Origin of the sequence: Sphingopyxis sp., assembly GCF_035686825.1 — a bacterium.
Lineage (GTDB): Bacteria > Pseudomonadota > Alphaproteobacteria > Sphingomonadales > Sphingomonadaceae > Sphingopyxis.
In genome coordinates this window covers 749,063-765,469 of the sequence record NZ_DASRYZ010000006.1, presented here as the reverse complement: position 1 = coordinate 765,469, position 16,407 = coordinate 749,063, and the positions used below count along the sequence as shown (strand labels likewise).

Here is a 16,407-nt window from a genome sequence, read left to right as displayed (position 1 = left end):
CCTAAGCCGCCCCTAATCGCAAGCCCGGTGGAGCTTGACCGCGAGCCAGGCGGAGATCAGGCACATCGCGGCGCTCATCAGCAGTTGGTCGACGACGCCGACCCCGGCGAAGCCGAGACCCATCGCGAGCAGGGAGCCGGCGACCATCGCGCCCGAATTGACGATATTGTTCGCGGCGACGGTGCGCGCGGTCTGGTCCTTGGGGACGGTCGTGGTGAGGAAGGCATAGAGCGGCACGACGAACATGCCACCGCTGATCGCGATGCCGAGCAGCGCGGCGAGCAGCGGGATGACCGACGGGTGGCCGAGGAAGCCGCCGATGTCATAGAGTGTGCCCGCCGGTTCGGCGCCCCAGTTGCGGCAGACCCAATAGAAGGCGACGACAAACACGCCCATGACGATGACGCTGGCGGGGCTGTAGCGCGCCGATACCTGCCCCTTGAGCAGGCGGTTCACCGCGACCGAACCGATCGCGATGCCGATCGAGAAGATCGCGAGGAAGAGGCTGGCGACGCTCTTGTCGGCGTGGAGGATATTCTTCACGAGCGGCGGGAACTGGATGAACAGCACCGCGCCGATCGTCCAGAAGAAGCTGATCGACAGGATCGCGAGATAGAGGCGCGGGATGTGCATCGTGCCGCGGACGAGCGTGATCGACGAGCGGATGATGTGCCAGTCGATCCCCGTTTCCTCATGCTCGGGCGGGGCGGGGGGCACCTTGCGCCCCGTCCAATAGCCGAGGCCGGCGACAAGGACGACGCCGAGCGCCGCCCATTCGACGTCGATCACCCCGGCGAGGATCGTGCCCGCGAGAATCGCGATATAGGTGCCCGCCTCGACGAGCCCGGTGCCGGCGAGCACCTCGTCGCTTTTAAGATGCTGCGGCAGGATCGCATATTTGATCGGGCCGAAGAAGGTCGAGTGGATGCCCATCGCGAAGAGCGCGAGCATCATCAACGGGATCGCGATCAGGTGGACGGCGAAGCCCATCCAGGCGAGGACGAGCCCGAGCCCGCCGACTAGCATGATGATGATTTCGCAGAATTTGACGATGCGGATGATCCGCGCCTTGTCGCGCGTGTCGGCGAGTTGGCCCGCGAGCGCGGAAAGCAGGAAGAAGGGGAGGATGAACAAGCCGGTCGCGACCGCGCTGAACAAGGTTTCCTGCTCTTCGCTGTTGAAGACGCCGTAGACGACGAACAGCACCATCGCGTTCTTGAACAGATTGTCGTTGAACGCGCCTAGAAGCTGGGTGACGAAGAGCGGAAGGAACCGGCGGTGTCTCAGCAACGCGAAAGAGCCGGTCATGCGTGATCCATTCTTTTGAGCATCCTTGGTTGTCGCCCGGGGGGCTTATCGAGTAGGGGAAGCGGGGTCAAAGCCGATTTCTTGAACATCCAGGCCATGAGGGGTCATGCTTAGCCTTCCCAATATCCTGACCCTTTCGCGAATCCTCGCGGTTCCCATCCTGCTATTCCTCCTGTGGCCGGGGGTACGCGAGGGGTCGCACCAGCCGCTGGCGATCGACTATGCGCTGGCGTTCGGCCTTTACTGCCTGATGGGCATTACCGACTATTTTGACGGCTATGTTGCACGCTCGCGCGGGATCGTGTCGCGGCTCGGCGCCTTTCTCGACCCGATCGCCGACAAGATCATGATCGCGGCGGTGATCCTGCTGCTGGTCTTCACGCGCGACATCGCCGGTTATCATGTCGTCGCCGCGCTGATGATCCTGCTGCGCGAGATCATCGTGTCGGGCCTGCGCGAATTCCTCGCGACGCTGCAGGTGTCGATGCCGGTGACGCAGCTCGCCAAATGGAAGACGACCTTCCAGCTCGTCGCGTTCGGCGCGCTGATCCTTGCGGGCGCCCTGCCGGCGATGGAGTGGATCAAGAATGTCGGGCTCGTCTCGCTGTGGGGCGCCGCGGTGCTGACGCTGATCACCGGCTGGGATTATCTGCGCGTCGGCCTGAAGCATATGGATTGATGATGCTCGAGATCGCCTATTTTTCCTGGGTGCGCGAACGGATGGGCGTTGCGGGCGAGACCGTCGAGGTGCCCGCCGATGTGGCCGACGTCGCCGCGCTGCTCGCGTGGCTAAGCGCGCGCGATGAGCGCGGCGCGCTGGCTTTCGCCGAGCCGCACCGCATCCGCGCGGCGATCGACGGGGCGATGATGGGGCCCGACGCGCCGCTTTCGGGCGCGCGCGAGGTCGCGCTGTTCCCTCCGGTCACCGGCGGATGATCCGCGTTCTCGTCCAGCCCGCGGCGATCGACGTCACCGCCGAGTTCGACCTGCACGACGCCGGCGGCCACGGCGCGAGCGCGAGCTTTATCGGGCGGGTGCGCGGCGACGACGGGCTGACCGAATTGTTCCTTGAACATCATCCGGCGATGACAGAGGCGGGGCTCGCCGCGCTGGCGCATGCGGCGGCCGATCGCTGGAAGCTGTCGGCGCTGACATTGATCCACCGCGTCGGGGCGATGGCGCCCGGCGACACGATCGTGCTGGTACTGGCGAGCAGCGCGCACCGCGCCGAGGCGCTGGCGGCGTGCGAGTTTCTGATCGACCGGCTGAAGACCGATGTGATGCTGTGGAAGCGCGAGAGCTTCGCCGACGGGCGGGTGGCGTGGGTCGAGGAGCGCGAGGGCGATCAGCGCCGTGCGGAGCGGTGGGGATAGCTGGTCATAAGACGCGTGAATGTCCGTTTCGGGGTGGTGAGCGGACGCTCTCTGTTCGTCATCCCGGGCTTGACCCGGGACCCGCCTTCCTCCTGCACAACGTCGAAAAGGACAAGGCAGGCCCCGGGTCAAGCCCGGGGTGACGAGAGCCATCATGGCGGCAATCGGTCGGTTTCAGTCCTTCGTCATGCGACCTGATGCTTCCGGAAAATATCGGCGAGCAGGCGGAATTCGTCGGCGCGCGGGCTGCCTTTGCGCCAGACGAGCGCGATCGTGCGCCAATCATGCTCCGAATCGAGCGGGCGCGTGTCGATGTCGGTGTGGTCGAGGATGCCGGCCTCGATCGCCATTTGCGGCAGCATCGTGATGCCGAGCCCGTTGTCGACCATCTGGACGAGCGTGTGGAGCGAGGTGCCCATCATCCGCGCCCCGGCGCGCAGTTCGGGGCGGTTGCACGCGGCGAGGACATGGTCCTTCAGGCAATGCCCGTCCTCGAGCATCAGCATCTGCGCCGGGTCGAGCTGGTCGGCGCTGACCATGGCGGGAAGGTCTTCACTCTGCTCGCCGGGAAAGGCGACGAACAGCGCGTCGTCGAACAGATTTTCGGCTTCGACATCGCCGCACGCATAGGGGAGCGCGAGCAGCACGCAGTCGACGGTGCCGTGGTGGAGCGATTCGCACGCCTGCGCGCTCGGTTCCTCGCGCAGGAAGAGCTTCAAGGACGGCCGTTCCTTGCGCAGCCGCGGCAGCAGACCGGGGAGGAGGAAGGGCGCGATCGTCGGGATGACGCTCATCCGGAGTTCGCCGACAAGCGGCGCCGACGCCGCGGCGGCCATATCGGCGAGTTCCTCGGCCTCGCGCAGCACGCGGTGCGCCTTTTCGACGATGGCGTTGCCGAGCACCGTGAAGCGCACGACGCGGCGGGTGCGCTCGACGAGCGTCTGGCCGAGCAAAGTCTCGAGCTCACGGATACCCGCCGACAATGTCGACTGGGTGACGTTGCACGCGTCGGCGGCGCGGCCGAAATGGCCGTGCTCGTGGAGCGCGACGAGATATTGCATCTGCTTCAGCGAGGGGAGGTAATTGTGCATTGATCGAATGTAGCAATTAGCAGGGCGATTTCGAGAGGCTTTTTCGATTGAATTTCGCAGCCATAATGGCGGCGCTTCTTGTCGGCGCGCGCGGCGCCGTGATAGTCAGGGCGTATCAACCGGCGCGGAGGGGCGGATGGCGATTTCCCGATTTCTGATCGGCGGCGTGGCGAGCGCGCTGCTCCTTACCGGCGGGCTGTTCATGTGGAAGGGCTATACGCAGATCGCCGAAGAGGAGGTGCTGCCCGACCCGCCGCCCGCCTTGCCAGCAATCCCGGTGGCGGCGGCGAATGCGCCGAAGCGCGGCCCGGCGCCGCCGGCGCTGCCCGCCGCAAAGGAGGCATCGCGCGAGGAGCGGCGCTTCAACCGTTTCGACCGCGACCGCAACGACAAGATCAGCCGCGTCGAACTGATGTCGTCGCGCACCGCGGCGTTCCGCAAGCTCGACAAGGACGGCAACAATCTGCTGACCTTCGAGGAATGGGCGGTGACGACGGGCGCGCGCTTCGCCGGCGCCGATGCCGACAAGTCGGGGGATTTGACGCGCACCGAGTTCGCGACGACTGCGCCGAAGCGGGCGGTGAAGGCGAAGTGTAGTTGTTAGGCGACGACCCCGTCGGCCTGCTTCATCCACTCCGCGAGCTTCGCGCCCGCACGCTGCGTATAGCCGAGCTTGCGGTCCTTCTTGCGCACATCCTCAGTGAGCGGCGGGAAGAGGCCGAAGTTGACGTTCATCGGCTGATAGGATGACGCGTCGGCGCCGCCGGTGATGTGGCCGAGCAGCGCGCCCAATGCGGTTTCGGGCGGCGGCGGGGGCAGGGCGCGACCGCCGAGCTCGGCGATGGCGAAGCGCGCGGCGACGAGGCCGATCGCTGCGCTTTCGACATAGCCCTCGCAGCCGGTGATCTGCCCGGCGAAGCGGATATGCGGGGCGGATTTGAGGCGGAGCTGGCCGTCGAGCAGCTCGGGCGAGCGGATGAAGCTATTGCGATGGAGCCCGCCGAGGCGCGCGAACTCGGCTTTTTCGAGGCCGGGGATGGTGCGGAACAGCTCGACCTGCGCGCCGTGCTTGAGCTTGGTCTGGAAGCCCACCATGTTCCAGAGGGTGCCGAGCGCATTGTCCTGCCGCAGCTGGACGACCGCATAGGGCCAGCGCCCGGTGCGCGGGTTGTCGAGGCCGACGCCTTTCATCGGGCCGAAGCGCAAGGTTTCGGGGCCGCGCTCGGCCATCACCTCGATCGGCATGCAGCCCTCGAAATAGGGCGTGTCCTTTTCCCAATCCTTGAAGTCGGTCTTTTCGCCGTCGACGAGCCCCTGGACGAAGGCGTGATATTGCTCGTTGTCCATCGGGCAGTTGATATAATCCTTGCCGTCGCCGATCGGCCCGACCTTGTCCCAGCGGCTCGCCATCCACGCGACGTCCATGTCGATGCTGTCGCGGTAGACGATCGGGGCGATCGCATCGAAGAAGGCGAGCGCGTCCTTGCCGGTCGCGGCGCCGATGCTGGCGGCGAGGCCGGCGGCGGTGAGCGGGCCGGTGGCAACGATCGTCAGGCCCTCCGCGGGCAGCGTGTCGATGCGCTCGCGGACGATGGTGATGTTGGGGTGCTCGGACAGCGCCTTGGTGACGCCGCCCGAGAAAAGGTCGCGGTCGACCGCGAGCGCCGATCCGGCGGGGACCTTGGTCACGTCGGCCTCGCGCATGATGATCGAGCCGAGCGACCGCATTTCGCGGTGGAGGAGGCCGACGGCGTTGCTGTCGCCGTCGTCGCTGCGGAAGCTGTTCGAGCACACCATCTCGGCGAGCGTGTCGCCCTGATGCGCCGGGGTCATGTCGCCGCCCCCGCGCATTTCGGAGAGGCGCACGCGATAGCCCGCCTCGGCGAGCTGCCACGCCGCCTCGGAGCCCGCGAGACCGCCGCCGATGATGTGAATGTCGTGCGCCACTATTTACCCTAAACGTTGACTTGCAGTTCGTCCGCCGCGCACTAGGCCCATTGAAAGCAAGATGCAAAGGGGTGGGCGATGAGCAGCGAACAGGGTTGGGACCGGGCGCGGTGGCTGTGGTGGCTGGCGCTGGCGGGCGGGATCAGTTTCTTTGTCGCGGTGTTCCAGCGGCTCGACGGGCCCGCGATCTGGGCGTGGAAGGCGACCGGCGTTGGCTTTCTGGCGCTATGGGCGGCGGCGAATGCGCGCGAAAGGAACGGCTGGTTGATCGCGGCGGCGCTCGGTTTAGGAGCGCTCGGCGATTGGCTGCTCGATGCGAAGGGGCTTGAAACGGGGGCGGTCGCGTTCGTGGTGGGGCACCTCATCGCGATCATCCTGTATCTGACCAACCGGCGGGCCGCGATGACGCCGTCGCAGCGTCTGCTCGGCTGGCTGGCGATGCCCGCGACGCTGGTGATCGTGTGGGGCATGCTGAGCCCCGCGCCCGGCTGGTGGCACGCTGCCGTCTATTCGCTGTTCGTCGCCGCGATGGCGGCCGCGGCCTGGACCAGCCGTTTCCCGCGCTATCGCACGGGGACCGGCGCGATGCTCTTCCTAGCGAGCGACCTGTTCATCTTCGTGGGCGAGGGCGGGGTGCTGTCCAAGGACGTGACGATGTGGCTCGTCTGGCCGCTCTATTTCGGGGGACAGGCGCTGATCGGGTGGGGCGTGGTCAGCACCTTGTCCAAGGAGGCGCACGCCTGATCAGGAAGGGGGCGCGGCCTCGCCGACGAGCAGCGCCTCGATGTCGGGGATCGGGCGGTCGGTCATTTCCTTGACATGCTCGCCGACGATCCTTGCGCCGACCTCCTTGTGCCAGAGCGGGCGCAATTCGCCCATCGTACGCGCCGGCGCGACGACGACCAGCGCGTCGAACTGGCCGGCGAGCGCCATCGCATTGACCTTTTCGGCGAGGTCGCGCGCGAAGCGGTCTTCCTCCTGCTGATGGAAATCGGGTTCGCCCATCGTGCCGCCGGGAAGGCCGGTGCCGGCGGGGGCGGGCGACTGGCCCGAGGCGTCGGTCTTGATGTCGCTGTCCTTGCGGTCGTCGCGCTCGCGGTGCGAGGCCGTGCGCAGGTCGATCCGCTGCTCGTCGCCCTGATTGCGCAGGAACAGCGCCTTTCGGCCGTCGGCGACGAGGATGAGGGTGTCGTTGGGGAGGGTCATGGTTATTGCTCCTTCTGACGGGATGAACGCGTGAGGAGCCGGCGGGGTTTCGGCGGTGTGTCGGGATGGCGAGGCGGTTGGGCGGGTTTCGGCCGAAATCAGCCGTCGCCCCCCGAAGCCACCGTCAGGCCGCCCCGTCCCACGCCGCGATCGTCGTGCGGTGGAGCAGGCGGTCGTGGCCGTCGTAGCCGCCGGTCGCGCGGTGGAGGACCGAGCGATTGTCCCACATGATCAGCATGTCGGGCTCCCAGACATGGGTATAGCGAAATTCCTCGCGGCCCTGCCACTGGATCAGTTCGTAGAGCAAAGGCAGGCCCTCGGCGTCGTCGAGCCCGTCGAAGCCGATGATATAGCCCGCGCAGCCGAAGAGCCCCTTGCGGCCCGTTTCGGGATGGTCACGGACGAAAGGATGGAGCTGCGTTTCGAGCGCCTCGTCGCCCGAGCGGATATCCATGCTGCGATCCTTGTCGTTTGCGCCATACATGCCCTGCGGCGCATAGCCCGCGCGGGCGCTGTGGATCGCCTGCAACCCTTCGACGCGCGCGCGTAGATCGGCGGGCATCGCGTCGAGCGCGGCGTGCTGGTTGGCGAATTCGGTGTTGCCGCCGACGGGCGGGATTGTGATGCCGAAGAGGCAGGTGCCGGCGGGTGGGCGCGCCTGAAAGCTCCAGTCGCTGTGCCAGTTTTCGGCGAAGAGCGGCGCGGTCTCGTCGGCCTTACGCTTCACCGCGATGATATGGTCGTGGCCGGGGATCGGGCGAATGAAGGGATCGTCGCCGAAGCCGCCGAAATAGCCGGTGAAGCGTTCGAGATCCGCTTCGCTCATTTTCTGGTCGGGGAAGGCGAGGACATGATGGTCGAGCCATGCAGCGCGGATGTTCGCGATCGTTCCGGCGTCGAGCGGCCGCGTCAGGTCGACTCCGGTCACGCGCGCGCCGCACGCCTGACCGCTGGGGGTGATGGTGAGCGTCATGGCAAGGATGCTGCGCCGATTGCGGCGTGCGGTCAATCGGCAGCGGTAAAGCGCCCCGAAAGATCGCCGAACCGAAGGGGGTGGGGCGGTAAGGCATCGGCAGTTCAGCCAGGCGCCATCTTCGCCGCCTTAATCTGCTCTGCGGGGGCAAGACGGAGAAGACAGATGTTCCTGCTCAAGAAACTGGCGTTGGCGGCGTTGATTGGCGCCAGCACCGTCGCGGCACTGCCAGCCGAGGCAGAGGCGCGCGACCGCCATCACCGCCATGGCTATTACGGCGATCGCGGTGATTATCGCGATTACCGCCGCGACTATCGACGTGATTACCGGCGCGACTATCGACGCGATTATCGGCGTAACCATTATCGCGACCGCCGCTATTATTGCCGGCGCGGCAGCGGGACGACGGGCCTGATCGTCGGCGGTGCCGCGGGTGCCCTGCTCGGCCGCGAGGTCGATCGTTACGGCGACCGCCTGCCCGGCACGATCATCGGCGGCGCCGCGGGCGCTCTGATCGGACGCGAGATCGATCGCGGCGGTCGCCGCTGCTGATCGGCGAGGGCGCCGGCTGGCGTTTGCGCCGCGCGAGCTATGGTTCGCGCCGGCGCGGCGTCGGCCGGTCGGCCGATTGCGGTCTGCGAATAAGGTAGTAGAGTGGCTTCCGGCGAAGATAGTTCCGCCGTTCGCTATGGAGGCCGCCGATGAAATTCCTGGCAAAATTCGCGATGGTGGCGGGTCTCGGCCTGTCTCTGGCGGTCGTCGCGCCACAGGGCATCGCTGCGCTTCAGCAAGGCGCGAAGGCGCCCGATTTCACGCTGAGCGCGGCGCAGGGTGGCAAGCCGTTCAACCTGTCGCTGAAGGAGGCGCTGAAGAAGGGGCCGGTGGTGCTCTATTTCTTCCCCGCCGCCTTCACGCCGGGCTGCACGATCGAGGCGCATCTGTTCGCCGAAGCAAGCGACGACTTCAACAAGCTGGGCGCGCGCGTCGTCGGCGTCACCGCTGGCAATATCGATCGCGTCGCCGAATTTTCCAAATCCGAATGCCGCGACAAATTCGCTGTCGCCGCAGATCCGGGGGCGAAAGTCGCGGCGAAATATGATTCGACGATGCGGCGCCCCGACGGTTCGATGCTGTCGAACCGGACATCCTATGTCATCGCCCCCAACGGGACGATCCTGCTGAGCTACACCGACAGCAAGCCGCAGGCGCATGTCGAAAAGACGATGGCGGCGGTGCGTGCGTGGAAAGCCCGGAAACGCTGATACCGATCCGGCCGATTGAGGCCTACACAAGCATCGACTATAGGGGCGGCCGCGAAATCGTCGCGATCGCCTCCCGTCCGCAGCCGCCGGGCGCACGGGGCCATGGAGACCCCGATGTCGAAATCCGTTTTCCTCGATGATCTGAAGATCGGCCAGCAATGGCATGGCGGTCCGATCGAGGTGACCGAGGCGGATATCATCCGCTTCGCGAGCGAATATGATCCCCAGCCGATGCACATCGACACCGCGGCGGCGGCGAACGGGCGCTTTGGCGGCATCATCGCCAGCGGTTGGCACGTCGCCGCGGTCGTGATGCGCGATTTCGTCGAAAAAGCGCCTTTCGGCGATACGCCGCTTCTCGGCCTGAAAATCGACGATCTTCAGTGGCGCCTCGCCGTGCGTCCCGGCGACGTGCTGCGCATCACGCGCGAGATCCTCGACGTCGCGCGCTCGCGAAGCAAGCCCGATCGCGGCGTGCTCACCATGCGGATGACCGTGACCAATCAGGACGACGCGGTCGTGATGTCGTTCGTCAACCTGATGCAGATGCCGGCGCGCACCGACGCTGGCAACTGATCGCGGGCCGGCCCCGGCCCGCTACTTCGGCGGTCCGCTATATCCCGCCGCCGTCCGCAGTTCGTCGGCGTCCATGACATAGCCGTCGCTGACCACGGTCACGACGCGGCGGAGCGCGCCGAGGTCGGTCGCGGCGTCACCGTCGACCAGTACCATGTCGGCTTCCTTGCCCACCGCGATCGAGCCGGTGCGTTTGTCGGCGCCGACGACGCGCGCCGGAAGGATCGTCGCGCTCTGGATCGCTTCGGCGGGGGTGAAGCCCGCCTGCCGGTAGATTTCGAGTTCGCGGATGAGTTCGATTCCCCAACCGTCGGTGCCGGCGACGATCGGCACGCCCGCCTTGTGCAGCCGGCGCACGAGCTCGACCATCTTCGCATAGCTTTTGCGATAGTCGTCGCGCGTCAGCCCCTCGACGAGCGGATAACCGCCCGCCGTGAACGCGGACCGTTCGATGACGGGCGAGATGATGCCCATATAGGGGGCATAAGCCGGATGCGGCTTGCCGCCGTCCTGCGTCAGCATGCCTTCGAAGATCACGATTGTCGGATCGACGATCGTCTTTTTCGCCGCGAGGTCGGCGATGAAGCCCTTCATCAGCGGGGCGTCGAGGTCGACGTCCTTGAAATAGCGCGCGGGCCCTTCCATCCGCGCCCTTGTGTTCGACTTGTCGATCACCTCGCGCGGCATCGATTCCATCACGACGAAATTGAGGTGGGTGAGCTCGTCATAGCCCGCGGCGACCGCCTCGCTCGGCTTCATCGTCGCGGGGACATGGCCGTGGACATGGAGGCCGAGCTTGTGCGCTTCGGCGGCGGCGGACGCGATCCACGCCGGGTTCATCGAGGTGTAGTATTTGACGCCCCAGAGGCCCGCTTCCTTGACCCGGCGCACGGCCGCGATCGCTTCTTCGGCGCTGCTGACCACCTCGGCGCCCTGCGCCGCCAGCGGGTCCTTCTTGTCGATGATCACCGAAATGAAGGGCTCGCCCATCAGCAAGCTACCTTCGGCGCGGCGCTTCGTCGCGTCGACGGCGCGGTCGAAGGTCGTGCCGGGGCTGCGGAAGCTGGTGATCCCGTTCGCCATGTTCGAGAGCACGTCCCAATCGTCGCCGATATGAAGATGGCTGTCCCAGATACCCGGCACCAGCGTCTTGCCGCGCCCGTCGATCACGCGCGTTCCGGCGGGGGCTTTCAGCGATCCGGCGGCGCCGATCGCGGCGATCTTGCCATCCTGCGCGAGGACCGCGCGGGATGCGAGAAAGGTGCCCTTGTCGGCGTCGAACAGCTGGACATTGTCGAACAGCACGGGCGCCTTGGCGGCGGGCGTCAGGAAACGGCTGGCGACGCCGGCGACCGCTTCGGCCGTCGCCTTTTCCTGCACGTCGCGGAGTTGCTTGAGCGCGCCCTCATAGCCTGCCGGAACCACCGAGATATAGCTGATGTCGGCGAAATGGCGCTTGTTTTCGTCGAGCCAGACGGGGAGCGGCGAGGGCAGGATGCCGCTGATGAAGGCGAGCTGGACCGTCTTGGCGCCGCCGGGCCCCTGAATGACCTCGGTCGGGCCGAAGGTCATGCGGCCCTTGCCGCTCGGCAGGAAGGCGAGCCCGGCGTCGCCCGCGGCGGCGAGCGCGTCGATCAGCGGCGCGTTGGCGATGCCGACGCCGCCTGCCGGAATATACCAGCCGCCGGCGGCGGCTTCGCCCGCATCATTGGCGGTTTTCCAGCTCGCGCGGCCGTTTGCGACGCGAAACTCCTCGGCCGCGTCGCCCGACATGGTGACGCCGCGGACGGTGAGTGCCGCGATCGTGCCGTCGGGGCCGAAGGTCGTGACCTGATCCATCTCGGTGATCCAGCCGCGCAGTTCCTGCGACCAGCGATAAGCGGTGCGGCCATCGGTGAGCTGCCAGCGCCATTGGTCGCCATGCTTGCCGGCTTCGGAGACGACGGAATAGCGCACCGCATCGGCCGGGGGCTTCAGCAATTCCTCTTTGGGGACGGGCTTCGACTGCGCGGCGGGCGCGGCCTCTTCATGCGCGTGGACGGCAACGGGCGCGGCGGAGGCCAGCAGGGCGGCGATCAACAGGAGGCGCATCTTCTCTCTTCCCCAAAGAACGGACGGCGTAAGGTCCGACGATGGTGGGGAATTTCAGCGCACGAAGCAAGATGCGGCTGTCAGCAGTCGCGCTTCTGGAGGCTCACGACCGCATGGATCGGGAGTTCGGCGTAGATGTGCGGGAAGAGGTCGCCGCCGCGCGCGGGTTCCCAGCGGATGGCGTCGCCGAGGAGGACGAGGTCCACCTCGGCGATCATCAGGCCGGTCTGGTCGGCGAAATATTTGGCGATCGTCGCCTCGAGCTGATCGGCGGTCGACAGGTGGATATAGCCGTCGGCGATATCCACCGGCGCGCCGCGGAAGACGCGCTCGCGCTCGAAATCGGCCCATTGCTGCTGGGTCAGCACCTTGAAGGCCGTCGATGCGGTCATTCGGGCGCTGCCTCGGTCGGGGTTTCGGATTCGGGTGCTACGCCCGCTTCGCCTTCGACGTCTTCCTCGTCGCTTTCCTCGATCAGCGCCGCCGAGACGACATGCTCGTCCTTGGCGACGTCGAACAGGCGCACGCCGGCGCTGCCGCGACCGATGACCCGCATCGAATCGAGGCCCATCCGAATGAGCTTTGCCTGGTCGGTCACGAGCATCAGCTGATGGACCTTGGTGGCGGGGAAGCTCGCGACCACCGGGCCGTTGCGGCCGATGTTGTCGATGTTGGTGATCCCCTGACCGCCGCGGCCGGTGCGGCGATATTCATAGGCCGATGACAGTTTGCCATAGCCGTTGGCGCAGACGGTGAGGATGAACTGTTCGCGCCCGGCGAGTTCCGCCATGCGGTCGCCAGGCAGCGTCGGTTCGTTTTCATTGTCCTTCCACGGCGCGGCGCGCAAATAAGCTTCGCGTTCCTCGCTGCTGGTGCCGACGCGGTGGAGGATCGACAGCGAGATGACCGCGTCGCCGTCGGCGAGGCGCATGCCGCGCACGCCGGTCGAATTGCGGCTCTGGAACTCGCGAACGTCGTCGCCGGCGAAGCGGATCGCCTTGCCCTGGCTCGTTGCGAGCAGCACATCGTCGCTTTCGTCGAGCAGCGCGACGCCGATCAGGCGGTCGTCCTCGTCGTCGCCCTCGAACTTCATCGCGATCTTGCCGTTCGAGGGCACGTTGGTGAAGGCGTCCATGCTGTTACGACGCACGCTGCCCTTCGCGGTTGCGAACATGACGTGCAGCTTGCCCCATTCGGCCTCGTCCTCGGGCAGCGGGAGTACGGTCGAGATCGTCTCGCCCTGCGCGAGCGGCAGCAGGTTGATCATCGGGCGGCCGCGCGTCGCGGGCCCGCCTTCGGGCAGGCGCCACACCTTCATGCGGTAGACCTTGCCCGCGGTCGAGAAGAAGAGGACGGGCGTGTGCGTCGAGGTGACGAACAGCTCGGTGACGACATCCTCGTCCTTCGTCGCCATGCCGGCGCGGCCCTTGCCGCCGCGGCGCTGGGCGCGGAAGGTGTCGAGCGGGGTGCGCTTGATATAGCCGTCGAGGGTGACCGTGACGACCATCTCCTCGCGCTCGATCAGATCCTCATCGTCGATGCCGTCGGCGGCGGGAGCGACGAGCGTCTTGCGCGGGGTCGCGAATTCGTCGCGCACCGCGACGAGTTCCTCGCGCATCACGCCATAGAGTTTGACGCGGTCGGCGAGGATCGAAAGTAGTTCCTCAATCTCGGCCGCCAACTCACCGAGTTCCTTGCCGATTTCATCGCGGCCGAGCGCGGTGAGGCGATGGAGGCGCAGGTCGAGGATCGCCTTTACCTGCACTTCGGAGAGGCGATAGGTGGCGCTTTCTTCCATCTCGCCCTCGATCGCTTCGACGAGGCGGATATAGGGCGCGATTTCGCCGATCGGCCATTCGCGCGCGAGCAGGGCTTCACGGGCGGCGGCGGGGGAAGGCGAACCACGGATGATGCGGACGACTTCGTCAAGGTTCGACACCGCGACGACGAGACCGAGCAAGATATGCGCGCGGTCACGCGCCTTGGCGAGTTCGAACTTGCAGCGGCGGGTGATGACTTCCTCGCGGAAGGCGATGAACGCCGTGAGGATGTCCTGCAGCCCCAGCATTTCGGGACGGCCGCCGCGGATCGCGAGCATGTTGGCGGGGAAGCTCGACTGCGCCGGGGTGTGGCGCCAGAGCTGGTTCAGGACGACTTCGGCGGTCGCGTCGCGTTTCAGCTCGATGACGACGCGCACGCCCTCGCGGTTCGATTCGTCGCGGATGTCGGCGACGCCCTCGATGCGCTTGTCGCGCGCCGCCTCGGCGATCTTCTCGACGAGGCCCGACTTGCCGACCTGGAACGGAATCGACGTCAGAACAATCGATTGGCGGTCGTTCCTGCCTTCCTCGATGATGTGCGTCGCGCGCATCATGATCGAGCCGCGTCCGGTGGCATAGGCATTGCGTGCGCCGCCCTGGCCGAGCATCATCGCGCCGGTCGGGAAGTCGGGACCGGGGACGATCGCCATCAACTCCTCGAGCGTGACCGGCGGGCCGCCTTCGAGCTGGCGGTCGATCATCGCAAGCGTCGCGTCGATGACTTCGCCCAGATTGTGCGGCGGGATGTTTGTCGCCATGCCGACCGCGATGCCGCCGGCGCCGTTGACGAGCAGGTTGGGGAAGCGCGCCGGGAGCACCGTCGGCTCGTCGCGGCTCGCGTCATAATTGGGCTGGAAGTCGACCGTGTCCTTGTCGAGATCGTTCAGCAGCACCATCGCGGTCTTGGCGAGGCGCGCTTCGGTGTAACGCATCGACGCCGGCGGATCGGGGTCCATCGAGCCGAAATTGCCCTGACCGTCGATCAGCGGTACGCGCAGCGACCAGTCCTGCGTCATGCGCGCGAGCGCGTCATAGATCGCGCTGTCGCCGTGCGGGTGATAATTACCCATCACGTCGCCGACGATCTTCGCCGATTTCTTGTACGGGCGGCCCGGAATGAAGCCGCCTTCCTGCGCCGCGTAGAGGATGCGGCGGTGCACCGGCTTCAGCCCGTCGCGCACGTCGGGGAGCGCGCGGCTGACGATCACGCTCATCGCGTAATCGAGGTAGGACGTCTTCATTTCGTCGACGATATTGATCGGCGAAACGCCGTCGTCGGACGGCTGCATAGGCGTATTTTCTTCGGTCAAGACCCGGCCTTTTTCTGCTCTTTCGGGAGATGGATTTGGTCTAGCCGATGGGGGCAGGAAAGACCAGCGATTCGGTCGCTTTGCCGGGATTTTTTTACATGCGAAAACGGTGACGAAGGCGCGGGAAAACAAGGTGAAGGCGTGACGTCATCGCGGCGCATCGCGGGGCTTGCCAATCGCTTCGCCGGCCCTAAAGCTTCACCGCGATGACCGCTGCCGAGAAAAGCTGGCGCCGATGGCCCTGATCGCGCTGGTCGGCGCTTCCGAAACGCTGCCCGACGGGTCGCTGCGCGCGCTCGTCACCGTCGCCGGCGAGACGCTGTTCGAGCGTCAGGCGGTGCGGCTCGCCGATGTCGGGGTGACGCATATCGCGGTCGCGGTCGCCGCGGTCCCCGCCGAACTGCTCGCGACCTGCGACCGCATTCGCCGCCGCGGGATCAAGGTGACCCCGGTGCGAACGGCAAGCGACCTCGTGCCGCTGGTCGAGGCCGACGACCGGATCATCCTCGTCGCCGATGGCCTGCGCGCGAGCGGCACCCATTATGCGGCGATCGCGAGGCCCGGATCGCCCGCGATCCTCGTCACCGGCGACACGATGCTGACGCAGGCCTTCGAGCGGATCGATGCGACGCGGCGCTGGGGCGGGCTCGCCTCGATCTCGCAGCCGATGGTCGCCGAACTCGCAGGCATGCCGGGCGAATGGGACATGATGCTGACCTTGCTGCGTCTCGCGGTGCAGGCCGGAGCGCGGCGGCTCTATTGCGAGCCGGCGCTGTTCGAACAGGGCGAGATCGCGATCGTCGTCGATCGCCCGACCGCGGCGCTGATCGAGCAATCGAGCCTGCAACAGGTCGAATATGGCGGCATGGGGCTCGGGCGGTCGGCGATCATGATGCCGGTCATCCGGCTCGCGGGGCCGCTGCTCGTCAAATCGCCGGCAACCGCACGCTATCTGCCGTATGTCACCGCGCTGCTATGGTTGGCAGTTGCGCTGCTGGCCACGAGTGGTCTCGCGGCGGCGGGGGCGCTCGTAGCGGTCCTCGGCGGGCTGGGGCTGGCGGCGATGCGTTTCCTGTCGGCGTTCCGCGCCGAAAGCGCGGCGCAGGACCGCGCGCGTGACGTCATTCGCACCTTTGCATGGGTGTTGCTCGCGGTCTTTCCCTGGCTGCTGTCGCTCGCCGGGCCGGGAAAGGAGATGCCGCCCTTTTCGGAGGCCGCGCTCGCGCCGTGCCTCGCCGCGACGATCTTGCTCGCGCGCGTGCTTTACGAGGATTCGGGCGAGCGGCGGCGCTTTCACTGGCTGCTGCCCGATGCCGACGAGGCGTGGATCTTGCTCGCGCCCGCGCTGCTGTTCGGCTTTGCCCCGCTGATGTTCGCGGTCCTGCCGCTGCTCGCGCTGCTCCAGACCCTGCTCTGGCTCCGCCTCGCGCGCCGCCCGGAGGCGCGGTAA

17 protein-coding genes are annotated in these 16,407 nt (G+C 66.7%); 9 read left to right on the top strand and 8 right to left on the bottom strand.

Annotated elements, in window-relative coordinates:
• Positions 1–12: 12 nt before the first annotated feature.
• Positions 13–1,308 carry an MFS transporter gene (locus VFG17_RS17140; RefSeq protein ID WP_325030571.1) on the bottom strand — a complete coding sequence of 432 codons (1,296 nt, stop codon included), beginning with the start codon at positions 1,306–1,308 and terminating at the stop codon, positions 13–15.
• 106 nt (positions 1,309–1,414) lie between these two features.
• Here VFG17_RS17140 and pgsA point away from each other — a divergent pair, with 106 nt between their 5' ends.
• Genes pgsA through VFG17_RS17125 form a run of 3 tightly spaced genes read left to right on the top strand, consistent with a single transcriptional unit; the run spans position 1,415 to position 2,681 of the window.
• Complete coding sequence (gene pgsA, locus VFG17_RS17135) at positions 1,415–1,987, top strand: CDP-diacylglycerol--glycerol-3-phosphate 3-phosphatidyltransferase (RefSeq protein WP_325030570.1); 573 nt, start codon at positions 1,415–1,417, stop codon at positions 1,985–1,987.
• Complete coding sequence (gene moaD, locus VFG17_RS17130; protein WP_325030569.1) at positions 1,987–2,244, top strand: molybdopterin converting factor subunit 1; 258 nt, start codon at positions 1,987–1,989, stop codon at positions 2,242–2,244. The genes pgsA and moaD overlap by 1 nt, the downstream gene beginning before the upstream one ends.
• Positions 2,241–2,681 carry a molybdenum cofactor biosynthesis protein MoaE gene (locus tag VFG17_RS17125; protein WP_325030568.1) on the top strand — a complete coding sequence of 147 codons (441 nt, stop codon included), beginning with the start codon at positions 2,241–2,243 and terminating at the stop codon, positions 2,679–2,681. The genes moaD and VFG17_RS17125 overlap by 4 nt, the downstream gene beginning before the upstream one ends.
• 185 nt (positions 2,682–2,866) lie before the next feature.
• Here VFG17_RS17125 and VFG17_RS17120 read toward each other — a convergent pair whose 3' ends face one another.
• A complete protein-coding gene (locus tag VFG17_RS17120) occupies positions 2,867–3,772 on the bottom strand; it encodes a hydrogen peroxide-inducible genes activator (RefSeq protein ID WP_325030567.1) in 906 nt (301 codons plus the stop codon).
• Between the two features lie 136 nt (positions 3,773–3,908).
• Here VFG17_RS17120 and VFG17_RS17115 point away from each other — a divergent pair, with 136 nt between their 5' ends.
• On the top strand, positions 3,909–4,376 hold the full coding sequence (locus tag VFG17_RS17115; protein ID WP_325030566.1) for a hypothetical protein: 468 nt from the start codon (positions 3,909–3,911) through the stop codon (positions 4,374–4,376).
• Here the strand turns inward: VFG17_RS17115 and trmFO are convergent.
• On the bottom strand, positions 4,373–5,722 hold the full coding sequence (gene trmFO, locus VFG17_RS17110; protein WP_325030747.1) for a methylenetetrahydrofolate--tRNA-(uracil(54)-C(5))-methyltransferase (FADH(2)-oxidizing) TrmFO: 1,350 nt from the start codon (positions 5,720–5,722) through the stop codon (positions 4,373–4,375). The genes VFG17_RS17115 and trmFO overlap by 4 nt on opposite strands.
• Before the next feature lie 75 nt (positions 5,723–5,797).
• Here trmFO and VFG17_RS17105 point away from each other — a divergent pair, with 75 nt between their 5' ends.
• Positions 5,798–6,463, top strand: coding sequence for a lysoplasmalogenase family protein (locus VFG17_RS17105; protein ID WP_325030565.1), 666 nt, complete (start codon positions 5,798–5,800; stop codon positions 6,461–6,463).
• Here the strand turns inward: VFG17_RS17105 and VFG17_RS17100 are convergent, their stop codons facing one another.
• Both VFG17_RS17100 and VFG17_RS17095 read right to left on the bottom strand, forming a co-directional pair.
• Positions 6,464–6,925, bottom strand: a complete 462-nt coding sequence (locus VFG17_RS17100) for a host attachment family protein (protein ID WP_325030564.1) — start codon at positions 6,923–6,925, stop codon at positions 6,464–6,466.
• 124 nt (positions 6,926–7,049) lie between these two features.
• Positions 7,050–7,898 (bottom strand): TauD/TfdA family dioxygenase, encoded by an 849-nt coding sequence (locus VFG17_RS17095; protein ID WP_325030563.1) that lies wholly within the window; start codon positions 7,896–7,898, stop codon positions 7,050–7,052.
• Positions 7,899–8,063: 165 nt separating this feature from the next.
• Between VFG17_RS17095 and VFG17_RS17090 the strand changes: the two genes are divergently transcribed.
• The 3 genes from VFG17_RS17090 (at position 8,064) to VFG17_RS17080 (ending at position 9,736) form a co-directional block, all read left to right on the top strand.
• Complete coding sequence (locus VFG17_RS17090) at positions 8,064–8,450, top strand: glycine zipper 2TM domain-containing protein (protein WP_325030562.1); 387 nt, start codon at positions 8,064–8,066, stop codon at positions 8,448–8,450.
• A gap of 149 nt (positions 8,451–8,599) precedes the next feature.
• Positions 8,600–9,160 (top strand): peroxiredoxin, encoded by a 561-nt coding sequence (locus VFG17_RS17085; RefSeq protein ID WP_325030561.1) that lies wholly within the window; start codon positions 8,600–8,602, stop codon positions 9,158–9,160.
• Positions 9,161–9,274: 114 nt separating this feature from the next.
• Complete coding sequence (locus VFG17_RS17080) at positions 9,275–9,736, top strand: MaoC family dehydratase (protein WP_325030560.1); 462 nt, start codon at positions 9,275–9,277, stop codon at positions 9,734–9,736.
• 21 nt (positions 9,737–9,757) lie between these two features.
• Here VFG17_RS17080 and VFG17_RS17075 read toward each other — a convergent pair whose 3' ends face one another.
• The 3 genes from VFG17_RS17075 to gyrA all read right to left on the bottom strand — a co-directional run bounded on the left by VFG17_RS17075 (position 9,758) and on the right by gyrA (position 14,936).
• Complete coding sequence (locus VFG17_RS17075; RefSeq protein ID WP_325030559.1) at positions 9,758–11,827, bottom strand: amidohydrolase family protein; 2,070 nt, start codon at positions 11,825–11,827, stop codon at positions 9,758–9,760.
• Between the two features lie 80 nt (positions 11,828–11,907).
• Positions 11,908–12,219, bottom strand: a complete 312-nt coding sequence (locus VFG17_RS17070) for a DUF952 domain-containing protein (protein ID WP_325030558.1) — start codon at positions 12,217–12,219, stop codon at positions 11,908–11,910.
• Entirely contained in the window at positions 12,216–14,936 is a 2,721-nt protein-coding gene (gyrA, locus tag VFG17_RS17065) for a DNA gyrase subunit A (protein WP_325030746.1), read from the bottom strand. The genes VFG17_RS17070 and gyrA overlap by 4 nt, the downstream gene beginning before the upstream one ends.
• A 256-nt stretch (positions 14,937–15,192) precedes the next feature.
• Between gyrA and VFG17_RS17060 the strand changes: the two genes are divergently transcribed.
• The gene (locus tag VFG17_RS17060) at positions 15,193–16,407 is read left to right on the top strand and encodes a hypothetical protein (RefSeq protein WP_325030557.1); all 1,215 of its coding nucleotides are present in this window, start codon (positions 15,193–15,195) and stop codon (positions 16,405–16,407) included.